The organism is Stenotrophomonas sp. STEN033 (assembly GCF_056856655.1).
This window is the reverse complement of the sequence record NZ_JBXFWM010000075.1, coordinates 1-21766: the sequence shown is the minus strand read 5'-3', so window position 1 is coordinate 21766 and position 21766 is coordinate 1. Positions and strand designations below refer to the sequence as shown.

Sequence of the window (21766 nt, the reverse complement as noted above, 5' to 3'; positions counted from 1 at the left end):
GCTCGGCAGGGGGCGTTACCAGTAAAGCCTCTGCCGAGCATGGCTCGGCACTACATTGGGCATCATCGGTAAAGCCCCTGCCGAGCATGGCTCGGCACTACAGCAAACCTGCTGCGCTCCCTTCTCCGTCCATACCTGCGAAAATGGCCGGATGTCCGACGCACCCACTACCGCGCTGCTCGCGGTCAATCTAGGCACGCCCGAGACACCGACCGCTCCTGCGGTGCGGCGCTATCTGGCCGAATTCCTCAGCGACCCCCGCGTGGTGTCCATCCCCGCCCTGCTATGGAAACCGCTGCTGCACGGGCTGATCCTGCCCCTGCGCAGCGGCCGTTCGGCGCAGAAGTACGCCCAGGTCTGGTTGCCCGAAGGCTCGCCGCTGGCGGTCTATACCCGCCGCCTGGCCGAGGCCATGCAAGGCCAGCTGCCGCAGTGGCGGGTGCGCGAGGCCATGCGCTACGGCGAGCCGGCCCTGCTGCCCGCGCTGGATGCATTGGCCGCCGAAGGCGTGCAGCGGATCGTGGTGCTGCCGCTGTATCCGCAATACTCCACCACCACCACCGCCTCCATCGAGGACCGTGTCCAGCAATGGCAGGCACGCAATCCGAAGGTGACGGTGCAGACCATCCGCGACTACGCCGACGACCCGGCCTGGGTCGCGGCGGTCGCCGCCTCCATTGCCGATTACTGGGCCGAACACGGCCGCGGCGGCAAGCTGATGTTCTCCTTCCATGGCATCCCGCAACGCTTGGCCGACGCTGGCGATCCCTACCCGCAGCGCTGCGAGGCCAGCGCCAAGGCCATTGCCACGGCGCTCGGCCTGACCCGCGATGACTGGGAGCTGGCCTATCAATCGCGTTTTGGCCGCGAGCGCTGGCTACAGCCCTACGCCGAGCCACGGCTATGGGAACTGGCCGAAGGCGGCATCAAGACCCTGGACGTGGTCTGCCCGGGTTTTGCCACCGATTGCCTGGAAACCCTGGAAGAAGTGCAGATGGGCTTCACCGAAACCCTGGCCGAACGTGGCGCGCGCATGCGCTACATTCCCTGCCTCAATGACAGCAGCGCCCATGCCGCTGCGTTGGCCGCGCTGGCGGCGGCGCAGCCGGCATGAACGCAACGCCTTTTGAACTGCAGCTCGATGGCATCCGCGTCGCCGGCCTGCGCGCCGGCAACCCGGATGGCCTGAAAGTGCTGGCCCTGCACGGCTGGCTCGACAATGCAGCCAGCTTCCTGCCGTTGGCCGCGCAACTGCCCACGCTCGACCTGGTGATGGTCGACCTGCCCGGCCATGGCTATAGCGACCATCTGCCGCTGACCACGCCCTACACCACCCCGCACGCGATCGTGCAGACCCTGGCCATTGCCGATGCACTGGGCTGGGAGCGCTTTGTATTGCTGGGCCATTCGATGGGTGCGGCCATTGCCAGCCTGGTCGCTGCGGTGGCCGGTGAACGGGTGCAGGCACTGGTATCGATCGAGGCCCTGGGCGGCCTCACCGCCCCGGCCGGGGAAACCGTGCAGCGCCTGCGCACCTATGTGGAAGCGATGCTGAAGCTGGACGCCAAGCAGCTGCGGGTATTCCCCGACCTGAGCGCGCCGGTCCGCGCGCGGATGATGGTCAACCAGCTCAGCGAGGCCTCCGCACGCCTGCTGATTGAACGCGGGGTCAAAACCGTCGACGGCGGCTGGAGCTGGCGCAGCGATCCGCGGCTGATGCTGCCCACCGCCGTGCGCATGACCGAGGAACAGGTCTGCGATGTGGTTAGCGCCATCCTCTGCCCGGTGCAGGTGATCTACGCCACCCCGGCCCAGCCCTACTTCCCGGAACCGGAACGCAGCCAGCGCGCGGCGCTGCTGCCCGATGGCCGCCTGCACACCCTGCCCGGCCACCACCATGTGCACATGGATGACCCCGGGGCCGTCGCAGCGATCATCCGAGACTTCATCGCTGCATTGCCCGACGCCAGCTGAATAAGACACCCGGTGTGTACGCCACCGGGTTCAGTAGTGCGTACGGCAGCCGATAACCCCGGCATTGCCGTAATCGAGAAGAAGTCCCGCAGCCTCGCAACGGGTGCTGCGCGTCCCACCATCGCATGCTCCCCCGCCACGCCCTCCGGCCCGGTGTCATCACCGGCCTGATCCTGCTCGCCTGCTGGCTGGGTTGGACCACGACCAGCGTAGCCGCGCTCGGCCACCGCCCCGGCGGTGACGAAGCAGCGGTGACTGCGCTGGTGGATGGACTGCGCGCACAGGGGCAACTGCCTGCAACGGCCGCGCCGTTGGCAATCCGGCTGAACACGCCCGGTTGCGATTGCGTACAGGACGAGCAGGCCTGGCAACAGCTCAACACCGCGCTGCAGGCACACGGCGCGCGCACCCTCACCCTGACCACCACCGCCGCCTACGAGCTGCTGGTGCTGGCGACCGATGGCCACCCGCTCTATGCCGGTCCGCTGCGTCCGTCGGCACTGGCCTGTGGCCGCAGCGATGCAGCCCTGGCCAGCTGGCTGCCGGCCTTGCTCACCGAACGCAGCCCACCGCTCTTCCTTCCCTCCCGCTGTTCCTGTTGACCAGGAGTTCCCGATGTCCGCTCGCCCCCACGCCACGACGCCACCTCCCGACGCCTATTACACGCAGCTGGCCTGCGCGGCGGACCGACTGTTCCTGTACTTCGGCCTGATCCTCGGCCTGGCGTCGCTGGCGCTGGCGCTGTGGTCGGGGCAGTGGCTGCCGTTCTTCGCGATCAGCCTGCCTTCGCTGGCGCTGATGGCGGTACAGATCAAGCTGGCACCGGGCAGCCTGCTCAGCCGGGTCACCGTGGCCTTGGTGCTGATGGCGCTGGTCGCCGCCACCATCCAGCAGGCCAATGGCCTGGTGGAGATGCATTTCGGTGTCTTCGTGGTGATCGCGCTGCTGCTGTACTACCGCGACTGGATCCCGGTGGTGGTTGCTGCCGCCGCGATCAGCGTGCATCACCTGGCCTTCTATTGGCTGCAGACGCGTGGCCTGCCGGTGCGCGCCTTCGCTGCGGGCAGTGGCTTCGGCATCGTGTTGCTGCACGCATTGTACGTGGTGGTGGAAACCGCCTTCATCAGCGCGATGGCGGTGCAGCTGCGCCGCCAGGTACTGACCCTGGGCGCAGCGCCCGCGCGCCTGCGCGCGATGGTGGATGCCATCGCCAGTGGCGAAGACAGTGACGCCATCGGTGACGACCATCGGGTTGCACCCGGCAGCCTGGCCGACGGCGTGCTGCGGATGCGCCACCAGCTTGCCCAACGGCACCAGCAGGAAACCGCCCTGCACCACGAGAACACCCAGATCCGCGCCTCGCTGGACGCCTCCCGTACCGGCATGATGATTGCCGACAACGAGCACATCATCCGCTACGTGAACCGTTCCGTGGTGGCGCTGCTGCGCAACCAGCAGGAAACGCTGCGCAAGGCCTTCCCCGACTTCAACGTCGACACCTTGATCGGCAGCAGCATCCATCGCTTCCACGCCAATCCGGCGCGCATCCGCGGCATGCTCGACCAACTGCAGAAGCCCCACAACGGCCAGATCAGGATCGGTCCGGTACATTTCAGCCAGGTGGTGACGCCGGTGTTCAACGCTGACGGCAGCCGCAGCGGCTTCGCGGTGGAGTGGCATGACCGCACCCAGGAACTGCTGCTGGAGAACAGCGTGGCCGACATCGTCGCCGCCGCCTCGGCCGGTGCGCTCGACCAGCGCCTGCAGACCGTAGCCGAAACCGGCTTCATCCAGACCCTCACCACCGGCATCAACCAGCTGCTGGAGGTGGTCGCCACCACCACCGGTGAGCTGCGCGCGATGCTGTCCGCGTTGGCCGCTGGCGACCTGGACCATCGTGTGCGCGGTGACTACGCCGGCGATTTCGAGGCGATGAAGATCGACGCCAACCTGACCGCCGAACGCCTGACCGGGATCGTAGGCCAGATCAAACAGTGCTCGCTGGCGATCAACAGCGCCGCCCACGAACTGGCTGCAGGCAATGACGACCTGTCGCGCCGCACCGAGCAACAGGCCGCCAACCTGGAGGAAACCGCCGCCTCGATGGAGGAACTGACTTCGACCGTGCGCGAGAACGCGGCGTCGGCCCGCCACGCCAACCAGCTGGCAGTGGGTGCGGCCGATGTCGCCGCACGTGGCGGCGATGTGGTTGGCCAGGTGGTCGCGACGATGCAGGCGATCGAGCTGTCATCCAAGCGGATTGCCGAGATCATCGGCGTGATCGACGGCATCGCCTTCCAGACCAACATCCTGGCACTGAATGCCGCAGTGGAGGCCGCGCGTGCCGGCGAGCAGGGCCGCGGCTTCGCGGTGGTGGCGTCGGAAGTCCGCAGCCTGGCGCAGCGCTCGGCCACGGCCGCGCGCGAGATCAAGGAGCTGATCGTCGATTCGATGGGCAAGGTGGATGATGGTGCCGCGTTGGTGGCGCAGGCCGGCAGCACCATGAATGAGATCGTCGGTTCGGTACAGCAGGTCAGCGACATCGTCGCGCGGATTGCGGCAGCCTCGCAGGAACAGTCGGCCGGCATCGAGCAGGTCAATCACACCGTCGTGCAGATGGATGAGACCACCCAGCAGAATGCCGCCCTGGTGGAAGAAGCCAGCGCGGCCGCGCGTTCGATGGAAGCGCAGGCAGATGCCTTGGCGGAGGCGGTTTCGGTGTTCCGCTATTCGGCGGAGATTGAGGCTGAGATCGGAGTGATGCGGCGGGCGGGATGAGGTTGTTGCAGCTGGAAGGATTGCCTTTGTTTCTGCATTTTCTTTTGCTACGGCTGTTGCAGAGATAGAGATAGAGATAGAGATAGCAGTAGCAGTAGCAGTAGCAGTAAAAGCATCAGCAGGAGCGGGAGCAAAGGCACCCCTCCCTAGCCCTCCCCTTGCCTACGGCAAAGGGAGGGGACGGAGCATGCACTTGGCAGCTGCTTCGCCGCCGGCAGCGCCCGCCGTTCTCCCTCCCTTTGCCGCAGGCAAGGGGAGGGTTGGGGAGGGGTGCTTTTGGCTTTTGGCTTTTGGCTTTTGGCTTTTGGCTTTTGGCTTTTGGCTTTTGGCTTTTGGCTTTTGGCTAGTTCTTTAGCCCTTCTCCCGCTTGCGGGGTGAGAGGGGCAGCTTGCGAACCATTGGTTCGCTGCCCGTCGAACGCCCTTGCGCCAGCGCAAGGGCCGGGGCGTGGAGCGAGGGTTGGGGTGAGGGGACGCCTCTGATCTTGCCGGTAAGGCCCTTGCCGAGCATGGCTCGGCACTACAGTGGCCTGCTTTGGCCTCAGCCTTGCGTCCGCAGCAGCTGATGCAAGGTGCTCTTCAACCTGCGGCCTTCCTCGCGCAGGTAATCACGTTCATCCCGCCACGCAGGAAAACGCGCTTCCACTTCCGCCCAGAACGCCGGCGAGTGGTTGGCCTGCAGCAGATGACACAGCTCGTGCACCAATACGTATTCAAACGCCGATGGCCGCGCCAATACCAAGGCCAGATCCAGCGCCATCGAGCCATCCGGCGCCAGTGATCCCCATTGCGAGGACATCACCTTGGGCCGCAGCCGTGACGGCGCCCGCGCCAGGCCCGGCAGATAACGCGGCAGCCACTGGCCGACATCGGCACGCACCTGCACTTCGTAGAATTCGCGCAGCGCGCGCCGCAAGGCGGGCTCCCCTGCACGCGCCGGCAACTGGATCGTCACTCCATCGGCATCCGCCTCGATGCGGGTAAACCGCCCTTCCTGCCACTGCACCGGCAACAGCTCACCGCGCAACGGCAGCACACCGGACTCACGCAGGCGCAAGGCCGGTGCCAGCAAGCCATCGCCTCCCAGCCGCGCCAACTGCTGCTGCAGCCATTGCCGGTTGGCCTGCAGGAAACGCTCGCCGGAAACCAGGCTCGCCCGCAGCGGCAAGGTCAGCCGTGCACCGCGTTCGTCCACACTGAGCTTGAGCCGGCGTGCACGCGGATCACGCACGCGCAGCACTTCGATCTCGGCATCGTCCAGACGCAGGCGCACCGTGTCGCGCTGGATCACCGGCGCGGCGGGGGTCATCAGACGGCGAAGCAGACTAACCATGGTCCCAGCATAGTCCCTACCCGGTTACGAAACCGGGTAGGTCAGCAACGGGTTCAGCTATCAGCCTTGCTCAGCTTGAATGCCTGCTCCAACAACAGGAACAGTCGGCGGATTTCACCACTCTGCAGGGCGAAGCGGGCATCCAGTTCGGCGCGGCGGCCTTCCTCGTCGATGTGCTCGAGCTGGTCCAGCGCACCATCGAGGAACTTCAGCTTGCGCACGATCAGGTCGTCGCCGAGCACGAAGGACAAGTTGTCCTCGAACACCAGCGCCAGCTTGGTGACCTGCTTGCCGGCGTCCAGGTGCTTGTCGATCTCGTCGCAGCGCAGTTCCTGATGCTGGCACTTGACCACCGCGCCACCTTCGGCCGGGTCCTTCATCTCGCATTCTTCGCCCAGGCTCAGGCCTTCGGGCAGCGGTTCGCCGGCGATCCACGCGGTCAGGATGGCGCGCGGTGCGACTTCGGCGTTCAGCGGCATTGCCGGGAAGCTGCCGAGCATGCCGCGGATGTCACTCATCACGTTCTCGCCGGTCTTGCGGCTGGAACTGTCGACGGCGACATAACCGTGCTGCAGATCGAGGAAGGCGTCAGTACGCGAGCTCTTGACGAAGGCGCGCGGCAGCAGCTCATGCAACAGGTCGTCCTTCAGGCGCTTGCGCTCACGCCCACCGGGCTTGCGACCTTCCTTCTCTTCGATCTCTTCCAGCTTGCGCTGCAGCAGATCGTTGACCACCACGCTGGGCAGGATCTTGTCTTCACCGCCGACGGTCAGCCACAGCGCATCGCCGATGCGGTGCGAGAACTGGGTCTTTTCTTCACGACCAAACGGCGAGATGAAACCGCGCGAGGTCATTTCCAGCGCGCCTACCGGCTTGAGCACCACCTGCGGCAGCAGCGTGTCGACTTCGGAGAAATCAATGGAGGTAGGGAAACGGAACAGCGTGAGGTTCTTGAAAAACATGGATGTCCTATTTCGTATTCATGGTTCAGGGGCTTGCTTCTCGTCGCTGGAGAAGCTGCTCCGAAGAGCGGGCCCCCGTGGAGCCGGGGGCGGAAGAGGGTGATGCGCGGTGCCTGGTTTCAAACCACCGTAGCACTGCCTGCCCTCATCCCAGGCCTTCTCCCGGCGGGAGAAGGGCTGCTTGATCCTGCTGCTTGTCGCTGCCATCCAGCCACGCCTGCGCATCAGACTGCGGCGCGTCTTCACGGCGACCCAGCGCCATGAAGTCGAACAGCTTGGGGTCGGCCAGTTGCGAGGGGCGGATATCACCCAGCGCGCGCGAGATCTGTTCGATGCGGCCAGGCGTGTCCTTCTCCCACTGTTTCATCATCAGGCCGATCTGCTTGCGCTGCAGGTTTTCCTGACTGCCGCACAGATTGCACGGAATGATCGGGAACTGGCGGGTGTTGGCGTACTCGATGATGTCCGCTTCGCGCACATAGGCCAGCGGGCGGATCACCACATGCTTGCCGTCGTCGCTGCGCAGCTTCGGCGGCATGCCGGAAATCTTGGAATGGTGGAACAGGTTCATGAAGAAGGTAGCCACCATGTCATCGCGGTGGTGGCCCAGCGCGATCTTGGTGAAACCATTGGCTTCGGCATAGGTGTACAGCGAGCCACGGCGCATGCGCGAGCACAGCGAGCACATGGTCTTGCCTTCCGGAATCACCCGGCTGACCACCGAATACGTGTCCTGTTCGATGATGTGGTACGGCACGCCCACCGACGCCAGGTATTCCGGCAGCACATGCTCGGGGAAACCCGGCTGCTTCTGGTCCAGGTTCACCGCCACCAGCTCGAACGGCACCGGCGCCTTCTTCTGCAGCTGCAACAGGATGTCCAGCAAGGTATAGCTGTCCTTGCCGCCGGACAGGCAGACCATCACCTTGTCGCCGGCCTCGATCATGCCGAAGTCGGCAATGGCCTGGCCTACCTGGTGACGCAGGCGTTTGCCGAGTTTCTGGTGTTCACGTTCGGCCACGTGCGGATCACGGGCCCGCGGGGCGGGATTGGGCAGGGAAATGACAGCGCTCATCCCGGGCATTCTACCGGCTGGGACGCGCCTCCACAGCGTCGGCTGCAGCAGCGTTGCACAAAAGCGTAATACCGGCGTCACCACGCGATGACAGCATTTCTGACTCCCTGTTCAGTTGTTGACTCCATCGTGCTCCCTACCCGTCTTGCTTCTGCTGTCTGTCACGCGCTCCTGCTTTCCGCTCTGGCTCCGGCCGCCGCACTGGCCCAGGATGCCGCCACACCCGCACCCGCCGTGGCCAAGGACCTGGATACCGTCATCGTCACCGGCCGCAGCGGCACCGGTGTGCGGACCAAGGTGGAAACCAGCTATTCGGTAACCAATATCGAGGAAGAACAACTGCGCATGCAGGCGCCGACCAGCGTCACCGAGGCGCTGAAGTCGGTGCCCGGCTTCTGGGTGGAGGCCTCCGGCGGCGAAGCCAGCGGCAATATCCGCGCACGCGGCATCCCGGTCGACGGCTTCGGTTCGGTGACCCTGCTGGAAGATGGCATTCCGGTGGTGCACGACCCCGCGCTGGGCTATCTCAACGGCGACCAGGCCTTCCGCCTGGATGAAACCATCGAGCGTATCGAAGTGGTGCGTGGTGGTCCGGCATCGGTGATGTACTCCAACGCGCCGGCCGGTGCGATCAACTTCATCCCGCGCCAGGTCGGCGACGAAGCCAGCGGCGTGTTCAAGTACACCGTCGGCGACAGCGGCCTGAACCGCATGGACTTCGCCTATGGCAGCCCGTTGGCCAATGGCTGGAAGCTGCTGCTCGGCGGCTTCTACCGGGTCGAGGACGGCGTCCGCGATCCCGGCTTCAACGGCAACGAAGGCGGCCAGTTCCGCCTGAACCTGGCCAAGGAGTTCGAAGGCGGGCGCTTCAGCATCGATGCCAAGCACATGGACGACCGCGTCGCCCTGTACCTGGGCATCCCCATGTACACCAACGGCAAAGGCGACATCCGCGCAGTACCCGGCTTTGACGGCAATCACGGCACCCTGGCCGGTCCGGAGACGCGCCATCTGTCGATGAAGACCGCCGATGGCCGTGGCTGGGACTTCGACAACAGCGAAGGCACCCACGTCAAACGTGACCAGCTCACGCTGAAACTGGAAACCGAACTGGGTGCCGGCTGGGAGCTGGCGCAGTCGGCGCGCTTCAGCAAGACCGACACCATCCGCAACGGCGTGTTCCCGAACTCGCTGACCCCGGCTGCCACCTTCCTCGATGGGCAGAAGAGCCTGCTGGCCGGCGTACCCGGCGCCGCCTCGCTGGGCCTGCGTTACGTCAACGGCAGCGGTGAGTTCAACACCGCCAACCAGAACGGCAACGGCCTGCTGGTCATTGGTGGCCTGCGCGGCCTGGACATCCCGGTGCGTGAGTTCGTCAGCGACACCCGTTTGATGCGCAGCTTCGACCTCGGCGGCCAGCAGCACAACCTGACCCTGGGCTATTACATGGCCTCGACCAAGGAAGACTACAGCCGCTATTCGTCCTCGGTGCTGATGGACGCCAGCAACAATGCCAGCCTGCTCGGGCTGGTAGCGCTGGACGCCAATGGCCAGGTGCTGAAGACCTTCACCGACAACGGTGTGTGGCGCTACGGCTACGAATGGAACAACGCCTCCGGCGAGCAGAAGACGCATGCCTTCTACGTCAGCGACGAGTGGCAGGTGAATGATCAGTTGCGCATCGACAGCGGCCTGCGCTGGGAAAAGGCCAGCAGCAGTGGCTGGAACGAGGTTCGCCGCAGCGTCAACGGCGGCACCCTGGCCACCTCGCAGATGCTGACCGGCTCGGGCATGTACGTGAACCACGACCTGAGCTCGGACGACCTGGGCTGGTCGATCGGTGCCAACTGGCAGTTCAACGACAGCATGGGCGTGTTCGGCCGCTGGACCTCGGCCTTCCGCCTGCCCAGCCTGGGCAACTACATCACCCGCAACGACAACTGCGACGCAAGCTCGGCCGAAACCGTCGCTGCCTGCGCCGCCGCCAACGGCAAGGTTGCCGATACCCAGACGATGGATCTGGCCGAGATCGGCTTCAAGTTCGCCAACCCGCTGTTCAGCGCCTACGCGACTGCCTTCTACACCAAGTACGACAACGTCGGCTTCAGCAACTACAACTTCAACCCGAACACCGGTGTGTCCAGCCGCGAGGCCGGCTATGCCAGCACCCGCACCTTCGGCGTGGAGCTGGAAACCGCGTGGTACCCCACCGACTGGCTCGACCTGCGCCTGACCGCCACCTGGCAGGATGCGCAGTACCGCGACCTGCGTTACAGCGAACTGGTCAACGGTGCGCCGGTGCTGCGTGACTTCGTCGGCAACCAGCTGATCCGTGTGCCGGAGCTGGGCGGGCGCCTCGTCGCCGGCATCAATCTGCTCGACCAGCGCCTGCGTCTGCAGGCGGCCGCCGAGCACCAGGGTGAGCGCTATGTGGATACCGCCAACTCGGTGCGGCTGCCGTCCTACGAAGTACTCAACCTCAGCGCGCGTTACGAGCTGACCGATCGCTTCTCGATCTACGGCTACGTCGACAACGTCACCAACTCGCTGGGCCTGACCGAAGGCAATCCGCGCGCCGGTGAACTGTCCAGCAGCGATGCCGGTGCCAGCGCCTTCATCGCCCGACCGCTGCTGGGCCGCAACTACCGCATGGCCGTGATGTACCGCTTCTGATGCGTAGCTTGCTCCCCGTATTGCTGGCGGCGCTTGCCGCCAGCACCAACGCACAGGCGGCTGACGTGCTGCAGCTACAGGGCACGCTGGAAGGCAAGGACCACCAACGCTACCTGGCATTGCCGTTCGACGTGCCGGCCGGCACCGGTCGCGTCGCCGTCACCCTGCACCATGACGGCGCGCAGGACCGCACCGTCATCGACCTCGGCCTGCTCGATGCCAACGGCTTCCGTGGCTGGAGCGGCGGTTCGCGTTCGTCGATCAACGTGTCCCGCTACGACGCCAGCGGCGGCTACCTGCCAGGTGCAATCCCAGCAGGCCAATGGCAGGTGCTGCTCGGCATTCCCAATATCCGCGCCAGGGTGCGGACGCCGTACAAGGTGGAAGTGACCTTGTGGAGCGAGGCCGAGGTAGACGCCGGCAGCGACCGCAATGACCCGGTGCTGCGTGACAGCGCCGGCTGGTACCGCGGCGACCTGCACATGCACAGCACCCACAGCGACGGCAGCTGCAGCAGCCAGCAGGGCCGCAAGGTGCCCTGCCCCTTGTTCCTCAGCCTGCAGGCGGCGGTACGCCAGGGCCTGGATTTCGTCGCCCTCACCGAGCACAACACCGTCTCGCACCTGGAGGAAGTAGCCCGCCACCAACCGTGGTTCGACCAGTTGCTGCTGATCCCCGGCATGGAGGTCACCACCTTCCAGGGCCATGCCAATGTTTTCGGCGTCAACGGCCCGCTGCCCTTCCGGCTGGGCGAGCAGGTGCCGGACTGGAGCAGCCTGCTGGGCCAGCTCAAGCGCAGCGACGCGGTGTTCTCGATCAACCACCCCGCGCTGCCCTCGGGCGAGGACTGCATGGGCTGCGGCTGGACCCCGGCCACGCCGGTGGACATGGCGGCTGTGCAGGCGGTGGAAGTGGTCAACGGCAGCCAGGCCGATGGCCCGCGCGCCGGCGTCGGCTTCTGGGAGAAACAACTGCAGCAAGGTCGGCGCATGACCGCCATCGGTGGCAGTGACAGCCACAACCCGGGCGCGGCCAATGGCCCCTCCCCGATCGGCCTGCCGGCCACGCTGGTGCATGCGCCGGCGCTGTCGCGCAACGCCATCCTTGCCGCGCTCAAGCAGGGCCGGGTGGTGGTGGATGTGCGCAATGTCGCCGGCAGTCGCTTGGACCTGTGGCTGCAGAGTGATGCGGGGCAGCGCGCGGAGATGGGCCAGCAGTTGGCATTGCCGGCCGGGCAATGGGCTACCCTGCATGCCGAGCTGGACTATCCGCGGCCGGTGCGAATCGAGCTGATCGTCGATGGCCAGCGCCATCCCAGCAGCGTGGAGACCGGCGCCAATGGTGTGCAGCAGGCCAGCCTGCGCTGGCGCTCGGACGGCAAGCGGCATTGGCTGCGGGTGGACGCGCGCGACGCCGATGGCAGCCTGTTGCTACTGGGCAACCCGGTATACGTGAACTGGCCGCGCTGACCGGCTAAGCTGGCGGCATGTCCGAGCTGCCGCCAATCCACGAGCTGAACCAGCGCATCGCCGAGCTGCGGGCCGAGCACCGCAGCCTGGACGAACGTATCGCCAAGCTGGCCGCCAATCCCGACGACGACCTGGACGCCAAGCGCCTGAAGAAGCGCAAGCTGCAGCTCAAGGACTGCATCACCAAGCTGGAAAGCATGCTGATCCCGGACGAGCCAGCCTGAGCGCGGCTCAACACAAAACCCGCCAACAAACAGTAGTGCCGAGCCATGCTCGGCAGAGGCCTTCCACTACAACCCATCAACCCCGCCGGGATTGTGGCAGCGGGGCAAGCCGCGACGCGGGCAGCATTGAGATCACCGGCATGCCTGCCCCCTGATTGAGCAGCGGCTTCGCGGTTTACGCCGCTCCTGCAAGCCTTGCAGCAAGGCAGTCCAACGGATCAATTACAGACCGTGGCCAACGCGGCAATCAAACGCACCAAGCTGACCTGGCCGCGCTCCCCGGTCTTGTCATAAATGGTTTTGAGCCGGCTCAACGCCGTGCCTTGGGTAATCCCACATTCCTGCGCCGCGACGCCAATATCAGCATGCCGATGCAGGGCCAGGGCCAAACGCGATTCGGCTTCTGTAAGCCCAAACAACTTTCGCAAGATGGGCTCCAACGATTCCGCAGCCTGCCCCACCTCGCGCACGAACACCAATAATGCGCCCTGCTCGTGCGGCGACCATTGCACAAGCCGGTGCGCGGTCAGCACCAGCTGCGGACGCTGCGCGCCGTCATGCACTATCAGTTTTTCCACATCGCCACCGGACAAGCGGCTGTCGCCGCGCAATGCCCGCTGCAACAAACCCTGTACACCCGCCCGCGCGCGGCCGGCCACGTTCAACCGGCCCTCCTCGCGACGCAACAGGCCACCTCCCAGCAAACGTTCGGCAGCGGCATTGCAGCGACAGATACGCAGGTCCCTGCCCAGCATCAACATCGCCACCGGCGAATGCTCCAGCGCCTGCTCCAACGTGGTTACCTGCTGCTGCAGGCCGCTGATCCGCCGCAGCATCGCGTAGGCATTGATCCAGTGCGGCGTGAGCGCCTGCATCAGCCCCAGTTCCGCCTCGCCATAGGCACGATGGATATCGCCGTGGCACAACGACAACGTCACCGAACTGCTGCCGTCGTACAGGCCCACCGACGCCACCTGCTGGACGATATCCAGCTGCCGGTAATAGGCGTCATGGAAACCATTGTTCAGTGCTTCGCTGCGGGCCACGAATGCATCCGTGTTCAACACCCGGCCGATGGCCAACTGCGGTGTCACCCGCTTCATCCACGGATCCTCGCGCAGGTCCAGGTCAGCCAGCAGTCCAGCCATGCGTGCATGATCCACGCCATGGACATGGCTTACCTGTCCCTTGCCGGCGGCAACATCATGGATGAGCACACCGGTGATGTGGCTGTCGGTGAACTCGGCCAGGCGTCGGTTGAAGGTCTGCAACGCAGAGATATCCAGCACCGCGGCATACAGGGGTTCGAGCAGTTCGCCCAAACGCCGCTCCCGCTGCTGCGTTGCAGCGGCTGATCGGCGGGACGGTGTTCCGATCGAGGCTGTGCCGGCACGAACCATGCTCATCCACGCACCCCCCTTGGACCCAGCCGGCAACCGGCGGGAGGGGCGATGCCCCGACGCGCTATGAATCGATGCTCCCGCTTCAAGGCCATCCCCCGGTTGTCAAGCCCTGACAGGGAGTGTTTTGGGTTTTTCCGCTGCGGTCAACTGTCGTGGACTGGGCGCTGCGTGGCTTGCACCGTCAGCCCCCCGAACCACAGGCCTGGGAAAGCGGCAGGGGAACCTTGGGCAGACGCACGCATACCTTCGCAGTCTTGCTCGGCCCTGCACTCGCCATGCCCCGCCGGGTGATGGGTGCGCCGAAGTCCATGGACCGGCATCACAGCGCGGCTTGCGTCCCAATCAAGAGATCACCATGAACAAGCCATGCCGCCTGTCTGCAATCTTCCTGATGACCGCAACTGCACTGCCTGCAAGCGCTCAGTCCGGGTGGCTGGGAAAATGGAAGGAGACAAGTGGTGAGAGCCGCAACGCCATTGAGTTCAGCGAATTCGATGGTCAGGTGTTGATGACTGGAAGCATAGCCATCAGCGTAGGCAACAGCATCTACAACTACCCCAGAACATTGGCCACAGCACTTGTCTTCTCCAAGGACGGAGAGACGCTCCAGTTCAAGAACAAGCAGGGAGCCACCTATCTGCTCTGCGAGAAACAGTCGCCGTCCCGCCTTCGCTGCACCTCCACCGACACCTCGGGTCAAGCCGTTTATGAGCGTTCGTAACCCACGCCACTACCGCTACAGGCCTGTGCTGAGGCACGCAGTCTCCGAACCCAAGGCGGGACCCACTTGCTGATGCAGTCGGCTACCGGACGCACTCGGGTTGATGCGCGCACCCATTCCAGCACCAACAACGGAGAGAGAGCATGAGCACAAGCAAGCGGCCGTTCAACGGCGTGGGCCGGGCAGGACTTGCAGCACTGCTTCTGGCAACGGCCGGATGCGCGAATTTCACCCCGCTCGCCAGCAAGCGAACCCTCGACGATGGGTCCACCTGGCTCACCTATGATTCCTCTCGTCGCGGAACAATCATCATCCCTGCCACCTCTGCAGGAAAGTACCGCTTCTGTGCAGAGCCCTCACCCGATGTAGCCCTGGTTCTGGCCAGCAAGCTGAAAGCCAGCGGCAAGGCGACGAAAGGCGCGGAAGCCGGGACTGAGATGGACATGTCAGCCAGCGCGATGGAACTGGCGGGAAGGAATCATTCGGTTCTTCTTGCACGCGACGCGATGTTCCGCCTGTGCGAGGCCTCTCTCAACAACGCCTTCAGTTCAACCGAGTACCTGGAGCTCTTCAACCAAATACTGCAGATGACCACGTCGATAGCAACCGCGGATGCGGAAAACGCCAAGGCAAGGGTGGCATTGGCGACCAGCCTGAAGGAACAACTGCAAAGAATGCCAGCGCTTTCGGAGCAGACCCCTGCCGAGACAAAAATGATTCAGGACACCCTTGAATCACTGAAATCAATCCGCTGAGCGCGGCGGGCACGTGCACGACCCGCAGCCCCTCACCGCCGCGTAGTGCCGAGCCATGCTCGGCAAGGGGCTTTACCCGCAAAGCATCCGTACACCGGGCCGCAAGCCGCAGAGCAGAACCTACCCCTCCCCAACCCTCCCCTTGCCTGCGGCAAAGGGAGGGAGCAGCAGCGGTAGTGCCGAGCCATGCTCGGCAGGGGCTTTACCCGCAAAGCATCCGTACACAGGGCCGCAAACCACAGACCAGAACCTACCCCTCCCCAACTCTCCCCTTGCCTGCGGCAAAGGGAGGGAGCAGCAGCAGCGGTAGTGCCGAGCCATGCTCGGCAGGCGCTTTACCCGCAAAGCATCCGTACACCGGGCCGCAAGCCGCAAAGCAGAACCCACCCCACCCCAACTCTCCCCATGCCTGCGGCAAAGGGAGGGAGCAGCAGCGGTAGTGCCGAGCCATGCTCGGCAAGCGGCCTTGCAAACAATTTCAGGGCTGCAGGAGCGGCTAAGCCGCGAAACCGGCAGCGTTGCAATCACCGGCATGCCTGCAACCTGATTGAGTTGTGGCATCGCGGCTTACGCCGCTCCTACAAGACAGCGGACTCCGGCCATGCCCCAGCGGAGCATGGCTCCGCTCTACGGGGTTGCCGCTCAAGCTGCTGGCGGCACTTCCGGCTTCACCGCTTCCGGGCTCACACGCTCGATGGTGTGGCGCAGTTCGCGGCCGAGGATGAACTTGGCGTCCTTGGCCCAGGCATCCAGGCGTTCGTCGAACAGCAGCTTGCTGTTCTGGTCCGGCCAGACCAGGCGCAGTTCACGCATCTTCTGGATGAAGCCGCGGAACAGGGTCTTGTCGAAGAACTCCGGCGCGGCCGGTGCGTACAGCAGGCTCAGGCGCTGTGCGGCCTGTTGGCACAGGCTTTCCAGTTCACCCGCGCCGAGCGTGCCCGGGCCGTTCTTCACCAACACCGAGATGGCGATGTAATAGCGCTCGAATGCCTGTTGCAGCGAATGGCCAATCGCACGCAGACGGAACACCTCATCGGTCTGGCCGGTGCTGCGCGCAAGCATTCCGCCATCGTCTTCGCCCACGTGTTGCAGCAGGCCTTCGCGCACGAAGACGTCGATGGTCTGGTCGATGCGCGCGGCGAATTCGTCCTCGGTCCAGGGCAGGAACAACTCCGCCTGCAGGAACGGATACAGGCCGCGACCCAGCCGCAGCAGGCCACCACGGCTCATGCGGCGATTGTTCTGGAAGCAGCAGGCCACCCACGACGATGCGGTGAACAGGTGCAGCACGTTGTTGCGGAAATAACTCAACAACACCGCGGTGTCGCCACTGACGCTGAGCACATCGCCCAGCGGGTGCTTGATGCGGGTGAGAACGTTGATTTCCTCGGCGTGGGCAATGATGCGCTCGGGCGAATGCGGGGTGACCGTGACCCGGTCGGAATACGGCATTTCCACCAGCAGCTTCTTGCACAGTTCGATCTGCGCGATCAGGTCGGCCTCGCCCATCGCGTGCTTGGGCGTGGACAACAATGCCAGCGCCAGCAGGTTGATCGGGTTGACGTCGGCGGCGGCGTTGATGCGTTCCTGGATCTGCTCGGCAAGCGTGTCGACCGTGCCGGACAACCAGCTCGGCTTCTCGTCCTCGGGCACCGGCTGCCCATCCCATTCGGGCGCCATTTTCGCCAGCACATCGTTGAGCGCGATCGGCTCGCCGAAGTTCACCACCACCTGGCCGTAGTTCTGCTTGAGCACCTTGGGAATGCCCCACAGCAGCGCCCAGATCGATTCCTTTTCCTTGGGCCGGCCAGTGAGCTCGTCCAGGTAGCTGTTGCCCTCCATCAGCTTTTCATAGCCGACGTAAATGGGCTGGAACAACACCGGCTTGCGCGGCTGGCGCAGGAAGGCGCGCAGCGTCATCGAGATCATGCCGCCCTTGGGCTGCAGCAGGCGACCGGTACGCGAGCGTCCGCCCTCGACGAAGTACTCGATCGAATAACCACCGGCCACCAGCTGTGCGACGTACTCGCTGAGCACCGCCGAGTACAGCGCGTTGCCCTTGATCGAGCGGCGGATGAAGAACGCACCGCCCTTGCGCAGCAGGGTACCGACCACCGGCAGATTGAGGTTGATGCCGGCCACGATATGCGGCGGCACGATGCCACGGTCGTACAGCAGGTAGCTCAGCAGCAGGTAGTCCATGTGGCTGCGGTGGCTGGGCACGTAGATGATTTCGTGGCCCGGTGCCGCTTCCTTGAACTTGTCCAGGTGATGCACCAGCACGCCGGCATAGATGCGGTTCCAGACGTGGCTGAGCATGAAGCTGGCCGAACGCACGACCGGGGTGGAGTAGTCGGCGGCGATCTCCCAGGCATAGCCCTGCGCCTTCTTCCAGGCCTCGGTAGTCTTGGAGTTGTCGCGCTTGGCCTGCACGGCGATGGCTTCGCGCACCGAATCCGATTCCAGCACCTTGTCCACCAGCAGGCGACGAGTCGACAGGTCCGGGCCGATGATCGATTCGCGGATGCGGCGGAAATGGGTGCGCAGCACGCGCTGCAGCTTGCGCACGGTGCGCTCCGGCTCCAGGCCCTCGTCGACGGTGCCACGCAGCGAGACCGGCGGGGCGAAACGGACGATGGTGTCGCGGCCATTGAGCAGGATCGCCAGCAGGCGGCGGAAGCGGCCCACCAGCGCCCAGTTTTCCGAGAACAGCACCGCAAACCAGCCGCTCTGCTTGTCCGGGGCGCGGCCGACGAAGATCGACACCGGCACCAGGTGCACGTCCAGGCCCGGGTTGGCGCGGTGCGCCTGCAGCAGCTTGGCCAGCGAATCGGAATGGGTCTTGGCACCGCGCTGCTCGGGGATCAGCGCGCTGTTGCTGGAACGCCGCGACAGCGCCACATAGGCGCGCTTGCGCCCGGTCGGGTCACCGGCCAGCGGCACCAGCGGCGACGGCAGGCCGGCATCACGGCAGGCCTTGTCCAGGATCAGTGCGTTGGACAGACCGTAGTCCTCCAGCACGTACACCACCGGGCGGCCATCGTTGTGCTGGCCAGCCTGCTCCGGCTCGATCTTCAGGCCCAGCCAGGGCTCGATCAGCTTGCCCAGCAGGCGCGCCCACCACGGGCGACGCGCGGCACGGGCCGCCGGTGCTGGTCGCACAGAGGCGCCCGGCACAATGGCAGCAGGAGTGGCGGGCGGCGCGTTGGCGTCGTCCGGCGGCAGCAGTTCACCCTGGTCGGGCTGGGATTTCTGTTTCGACATCGGCGCCATTATGGCTTAGCCGCCGCTGCGGCGTTGTCCGGTGTTTCCGGATCTGGGACGTCGGCCGCCTGCAAGGCATCGGCCTTGGCCTGCTCAGCGGTGCGTGCGGCCGCCAGCACGGCGTCCACGTCACCCAGGGTGCGCGCCAGGTACCAGCGCTTGTCGCGCCTTACCAGGGCCACCTCAAGGTCCAGTTCCTTGCCCGCCAGCGGGTACTGCACACGCACGGTGGCGCGGTCGCCGTCCTGCGACACCAGGCCGGTACGCATCTGTTCCACGCTTTCATCCAGCTTCAGCCCGTAGGCGGCCAGCACCTGCTTGCTGGCCGCGGCGAACGGCCCCAGTTTCTGCAGGCTGCCAGTCATCCCGGCCTGCTGGAAGGCCTGATCGCCAGCCAGACCGGTCGCGCGCGCAGCGGCAGTGAGGGTGGCGATCGAGGTCTGGGCCAGCTTCGGATCGGACAATGGCGCAGCCTGTGCCCAGTCGCTGAGCGCGGTGACAAGCTGCACGTAATGCGCACGTTCGGCCGCGTTGTAGTCACCTTGGTGGCTGATGTACTGCACGCCGAACAGACCCAGCGAATGCGCGGCCTGCCGCACGGCGGCGGTCTGCCCTTCCAGCTGTGCCTTGAAGGCGCGCTGCAGGCTGCGTTCGGCGTCCTTCTCCGACAGCGTGGCGAGCAGCGCGGGCAGCTTTTCGTCCAGCGGCAGCTCGGTCAGCGGCCAACGGCTATGGCCCTGGGCCCAGGCGGCTTCGAGCTCGGCATATTGGGCAGGGGGCACGGCAGCGCGGGCGTAACCGACCAGGTCGTTGTTGCGCAGGTGCTGGGCCAATTGCCGCACCGCCGCAGCCGGCTCGGTGGCGGCGCCCGGCAAGGGCTCGGTGTTGCGCTTGCAGGCGGCCAAAAGGGCTACAAGGCAGACCGAAGCCAGAACGATGCGGTGGCAGCTGCGTAGTGAACGGCGTTGCATGGCGGCGTCGATCCTCCCCGTAGGCCGAGCATCTTGATGCCTGCCCGGTGACAGCAGCAAGCACGGCCGTCACGGTGGAGCGGCGATTTGGGAGTCGGGATTGGAGATTGGATAAAGGCGGACGGCAGGATTTCCACTCCACCAAAGCGACGAGCGCTGTTGCCCACTGCGAATCCCCAGTCCCGACGCCCAGATCCAGGCATAAAAAAAGAGGCCGCCCCGTTGCCGGTGACAGACCCCTCAAGCCGGCGCGAAGCCGGTAGACATGTTTGACGCATCGCCGGCAGAGCCGGACGGAACGTAGCCTACGCGCCCGATTCAGTTAAAGCAACACTTTATAAACAACTATATAAGTAATTGATTTTATTTGACTGATTCGGCGATTTCACGCTGAATAGCCAGCGCCGTGGCACGCGGATCGGTGGCCAGGCGGATCGGCCGGCCGACCACGATGGCATCGGCGCCGTCGGCAAAGGCCTGGGCCACGCCGACCGTGCGCTGCTGGTCGTCACCCACCGGGCCACCGGGGCGGATGCCGGGGCAGACGATGGAGAAACCCTGACCGGTTGCCGCGCGGATGGGCGCGGCTTCCTGGCCCGAGGCGATCACGCCGTCGATGCCGGCGCGCTGCGCGGCCAGCGCGCGCTCCACCACCACGTCGACGGGTTCGCGGTCGATGCCCATCTGGGCCAGGTCCGGGCGCCCCATCGAGGTCAGCACGGTGACCGCCAGCAGGCGCATCTCCGAGCTGTTGGCGGCCGCAGCCGCTTCCATCATGCCGGGGTGCCAGCCATGGATGGTGCAATAGCTCACCGGCCACTGCGACAGGCGCCGGATGACGCCGGCAATGGTGGCCGGAATGTCGAAGAACTTCAGGTCGACGAACACGCGCTTGTCGCGCTTGGCCAGCGCGTCCAGCACGTCGAAGTATTCACCCGAGGCCAGCAGTTCCATGCCGATCTTGTAGAACGACACGGCGTCGCCGAGCTTCTCCACCCATTCCAGGGCCTCAGCCTTGCCGGGCACGTCCAGGGCGAAGATCAGGCGCTCGTCATTGCGCAGCGGCAACGGTGCACGGTTCATCGGGCCAGCTCCAGGGCTTCGCGCTTGGCGCCATTGCGCAGATCGGCCGGCAGCGACCAGGCATTGTTGATCGCGGCCCCTTCCCAGCCACCGTAGGTGGGGTTGGGCAGGATCCACCAGCGCGAGCCGATCCAGCCCTGGTACTTGTCCAGCAGCAGGTCGCGCGCGGCCAGGCTGTTGTCCTCGACCTGCAGGAAATCGGTGAACTGGTCGCCCACCTGCATCAGCACGCGGTACTGCTGCGCCACCAGCTGGCGGCGGCAGCCCTTCTCGCTGCCGTGCTCGGTGCAGCCCGGCACCGGCGTGCCCAGGCCCAGATAGACGCTGTCATCGGCGACCGGGAAGCCGACCTTGCGCAGGTTGGCGATGGTGGCGTCCTTCATCGCCGCGGTGCGGTTGCTGATGTAGATCATGGTCACGCCCTTGGCCGCAGCGGCCTGTGCGAACTGCACCGCGCCCGGCACCGGCTGCGCCTTCTGCTCGTCCACCCAGGCTTCCCAGGTGGCGTCGTTGTAGCTGGTGCCCTCACTCACCAGGCGCGCCTGGTAGGGCGAGTTGTCGAGCACGGTTTCGTCCACGTCCACCACCACAGCCGGCTTCAGGGTCGCCGACTGATGGTTGCCGCCCTCTTCCGGCAGCAGCGCGGTCCAGCGGCCATCGGCCAGGGCCGCATCCAGCTGCGCGCCGGCCAGCTTCCAGGTCTGCAGCGCGCTGGCCCGGTATTCCTGCGAACGCTGCACCCACAGCACGGCATTGAGGTTGTCGTTGGGCGCATTGGCCGGGGCCACGACCGCATCGGCGGGGGCCGGCGAAACGTGGTGCTGCGGCGCGGTGGTGCTGCAGGCGGCCAGCGACAGCAGGGCGCCGGCCAGCAGGGGAAGGGCGGGGAATCGGGACATGGAAACTACCGGGATCTTCGAAAACCGGCCAAGTTTACCGGCTCCCCGCTTTGCCCGCCTTGCCGGGTCAAAACCGGGGCTAAAACCGGGGTGGGGGGGGGGGGGGGGTGGTGTGGTGTCGCGAGGAGCGGGGGGTGTTTGTGGGGTGGTTGGGTTCGGTGTGTGGTGGGGCGGCGCGCGAGG

At 65.4% G+C, this 21766-nt stretch carries 17 protein-coding genes; 9 read left to right on the top strand and 8 right to left on the bottom strand.

The window, feature by feature from the left end; genetic code table 11:
* The first annotated feature begins 151 nt into the window (after positions 1 to 151).
* The 4 genes from hemH to AC1VXC_RS18520 all read left to right on the top strand — a co-directional run bounded on the left by hemH (position 152) and on the right by AC1VXC_RS18520 (position 4752).
* Entirely contained in the window at positions 152 to 1114 is a 963-nt protein-coding gene (gene hemH, locus AC1VXC_RS18535) for a ferrochelatase (protein ID WP_481539329.1), read from the top strand.
* Positions 1111 to 1974, top strand: coding sequence for an alpha/beta fold hydrolase (locus tag AC1VXC_RS18530; RefSeq protein WP_481527170.1), 864 nt, complete (start codon positions 1111 to 1113; stop codon positions 1972 to 1974). The genes hemH and AC1VXC_RS18530 overlap by 4 nt, the downstream gene beginning before the upstream one ends.
* A 125-nt stretch (positions 1975 to 2099) precedes the next feature.
* Positions 2100 to 2576 (top strand): hypothetical protein, encoded by a 477-nt coding sequence (locus tag AC1VXC_RS18525; RefSeq protein ID WP_481539330.1) that lies wholly within the window; start codon positions 2100 to 2102, stop codon positions 2574 to 2576.
* A 13-nt stretch (positions 2577 to 2589) separates the two neighbouring features.
* Positions 2590 to 4752, top strand: coding sequence for a methyl-accepting chemotaxis protein (locus AC1VXC_RS18520; RefSeq protein WP_481539331.1), 2163 nt, complete (start codon positions 2590 to 2592; stop codon positions 4750 to 4752).
* A gap of 540 nt (positions 4753 to 5292) precedes the next feature.
* Here the strand turns inward: AC1VXC_RS18520 and AC1VXC_RS18515 are convergent.
* The 3 genes from AC1VXC_RS18515 to ttcA all read right to left on the bottom strand — a co-directional run bounded on the left by AC1VXC_RS18515 (position 5293) and on the right by ttcA (position 8121).
* Positions 5293 to 6084 (bottom strand): M48 family metallopeptidase, encoded by a 792-nt coding sequence (locus AC1VXC_RS18515; protein WP_313172791.1) that lies wholly within the window; start codon positions 6082 to 6084, stop codon positions 5293 to 5295.
* 53 nt (positions 6085 to 6137) lie between these two features.
* Positions 6138 to 7046 (bottom strand): recombination-associated protein RdgC, encoded by a 909-nt coding sequence (locus tag AC1VXC_RS18510; RefSeq protein ID WP_313172792.1) that lies wholly within the window; start codon positions 7044 to 7046, stop codon positions 6138 to 6140.
* Between the two features lie 145 nt (positions 7047 to 7191).
* The gene (gene ttcA, locus AC1VXC_RS18505; protein ID WP_481539332.1) at positions 7192 to 8121 is read right to left on the bottom strand and encodes a tRNA 2-thiocytidine(32) synthetase TtcA; all 930 of its coding nucleotides are present in this window, start codon (positions 8119 to 8121) and stop codon (positions 7192 to 7194) included.
* 129 nt (positions 8122 to 8250) lie between these two features.
* On the opposite strand from ttcA, the gene AC1VXC_RS18500 reads away from it, so the two are divergent.
* The 3 genes from AC1VXC_RS18500 to AC1VXC_RS18490 are packed head-to-tail and all read left to right on the top strand — an operon-like array spanning position 8251 to position 12487.
* A complete protein-coding gene (locus AC1VXC_RS18500; protein ID WP_481539333.1) occupies positions 8251 to 10794 on the top strand; it encodes a TonB-dependent receptor in 2544 nt (847 codons plus the stop codon).
* Positions 10794 to 12263: a CehA/McbA family metallohydrolase gene (locus AC1VXC_RS18495; protein ID WP_313495329.1), complete on the top strand. Its 1470-nt coding sequence runs from the start codon at positions 10794 to 10796 to the stop codon at positions 12261 to 12263. Before AC1VXC_RS18500 ends, AC1VXC_RS18495 begins: the two co-directional genes overlap by 1 nt.
* A 17-nt stretch (positions 12264 to 12280) precedes the next feature.
* Positions 12281 to 12487 (top strand): YdcH family protein, encoded by a 207-nt coding sequence (locus tag AC1VXC_RS18490; RefSeq protein ID WP_313172796.1) that lies wholly within the window; start codon positions 12281 to 12283, stop codon positions 12485 to 12487.
* A gap of 218 nt (positions 12488 to 12705) precedes the next feature.
* On the opposite strand, the gene AC1VXC_RS18485 is transcribed toward AC1VXC_RS18490, so the two are convergent.
* The gene (locus tag AC1VXC_RS18485; RefSeq protein ID WP_313495327.1) at positions 12706 to 13809 is read right to left on the bottom strand and encodes a helix-turn-helix transcriptional regulator; all 1104 of its coding nucleotides are present in this window, start codon (positions 13807 to 13809) and stop codon (positions 12706 to 12708) included.
* A 436-nt stretch (positions 13810 to 14245) separates the two neighbouring features.
* Between AC1VXC_RS18485 and AC1VXC_RS18480 the strand changes: the two genes are divergently transcribed.
* Both AC1VXC_RS18480 and AC1VXC_RS18475 read left to right on the top strand, forming a co-directional pair.
* Positions 14246 to 14611 (top strand): hypothetical protein, encoded by a 366-nt coding sequence (locus AC1VXC_RS18480; protein WP_313172798.1) that lies wholly within the window; start codon positions 14246 to 14248, stop codon positions 14609 to 14611.
* A 143-nt stretch (positions 14612 to 14754) separates the two neighbouring features.
* Positions 14755 to 15366, top strand: coding sequence for a hypothetical protein (locus AC1VXC_RS18475; RefSeq protein WP_313172799.1), 612 nt, complete (start codon positions 14755 to 14757; stop codon positions 15364 to 15366).
* A gap of 642 nt (positions 15367 to 16008) precedes the next feature.
* Here the strand turns inward: AC1VXC_RS18475 and plsB are convergent.
* From plsB to AC1VXC_RS18455, 4 genes are all read right to left on the bottom strand, one after another.
* On the bottom strand, positions 16009 to 18630 hold the full coding sequence (gene plsB / locus AC1VXC_RS18470) for a glycerol-3-phosphate 1-O-acyltransferase PlsB (protein ID WP_481539335.1): 2622 nt from the start codon (positions 18628 to 18630) through the stop codon (positions 16009 to 16011).
* Between the two features lie 8 nt (positions 18631 to 18638).
* The gene (locus AC1VXC_RS18465; protein WP_313172801.1) at positions 18639 to 19601 is read right to left on the bottom strand and encodes a hypothetical protein; all 963 of its coding nucleotides are present in this window, start codon (positions 19599 to 19601) and stop codon (positions 18639 to 18641) included.
* Between the two features lie 363 nt (positions 19602 to 19964).
* Positions 19965 to 20684 (bottom strand): orotidine-5'-phosphate decarboxylase, encoded by a 720-nt coding sequence (gene pyrF / locus AC1VXC_RS18460; protein WP_481539336.1) that lies wholly within the window; start codon positions 20682 to 20684, stop codon positions 19965 to 19967.
* Positions 20681 to 21583 (bottom strand): 5'-nucleotidase, lipoprotein e(P4) family, encoded by a 903-nt coding sequence (locus tag AC1VXC_RS18455; RefSeq protein ID WP_481539337.1) that lies wholly within the window; start codon positions 21581 to 21583, stop codon positions 20681 to 20683. The genes pyrF and AC1VXC_RS18455 overlap by 4 nt, the downstream gene beginning before the upstream one ends.
* Positions 21584 to 21766 lie beyond the last annotated feature (183 nt).

Excerpts from the sequence above, each read along its gene's own strand:
- hemH (WP_481539329.1), top strand. The coding sequence starts at position 152 with ATGTCCGACGCACCCACTACCGCGCTGCTCGCGGTCAATCTAGGCACG.
- AC1VXC_RS18530 (WP_481527170.1), top strand. The coding sequence starts at position 1,111 with ATGAACGCAACGCCTTTTGAACTGCAGCTCGATGGCATCCGCGTCGCC.
- AC1VXC_RS18525 (WP_481539330.1), top strand. The coding sequence starts at position 2,100 with ATGCTCCCCCGCCACGCCCTCCGGCCCGGTGTCATCACCGGCCTGATC.
- AC1VXC_RS18520 (WP_481539331.1), top strand. The coding sequence starts at position 2,590 with ATGTCCGCTCGCCCCCACGCCACGACGCCACCTCCCGACGCCTATTAC.
- AC1VXC_RS18515 (WP_313172791.1), bottom strand. The coding sequence starts at position 6,084 with ATGGTTAGTCTGCTTCGCCGTCTGATGACCCCCGCCGCGCCGGTGATC.
- AC1VXC_RS18510 (WP_313172792.1), bottom strand. The coding sequence starts at position 7,046 with ATGTTTTTCAAGAACCTCACGCTGTTCCGTTTCCCTACCTCCATTGAT.
- ttcA (WP_481539332.1), bottom strand. The coding sequence starts at position 8,121 with ATGAGCGCTGTCATTTCCCTGCCCAATCCCGCCCCGCGGGCCCGTGAT.
- AC1VXC_RS18495 (WP_313495329.1), top strand. The coding sequence starts at position 10,794 with ATGCGTAGCTTGCTCCCCGTATTGCTGGCGGCGCTTGCCGCCAGCACC.
- AC1VXC_RS18490 (WP_313172796.1), top strand. The coding sequence starts at position 12,281 with ATGTCCGAGCTGCCGCCAATCCACGAGCTGAACCAGCGCATCGCCGAG.
- AC1VXC_RS18480 (WP_313172798.1), top strand. The coding sequence starts at position 14,246 with ATGAACAAGCCATGCCGCCTGTCTGCAATCTTCCTGATGACCGCAACT.
- AC1VXC_RS18475 (WP_313172799.1), top strand. The coding sequence starts at position 14,755 with ATGAGCACAAGCAAGCGGCCGTTCAACGGCGTGGGCCGGGCAGGACTT.
- plsB (WP_481539335.1), bottom strand. The coding sequence starts at position 18,630 with ATGTCGAAACAGAAATCCCAGCCCGACCAGGGTGAACTGCTGCCGCCG.
- AC1VXC_RS18465 (WP_313172801.1), bottom strand. The coding sequence starts at position 19,601 with ATGCAACGCCGTTCACTACGCAGCTGCCACCGCATCGTTCTGGCTTCG.
- pyrF (WP_481539336.1), bottom strand. The coding sequence starts at position 20,684 with ATGAACCGTGCACCGTTGCCGCTGCGCAATGACGAGCGCCTGATCTTC.
- AC1VXC_RS18455 (WP_481539337.1), bottom strand. The coding sequence starts at position 21,583 with ATGTCCCGATTCCCCGCCCTTCCCCTGCTGGCCGGCGCCCTGCTGTCG.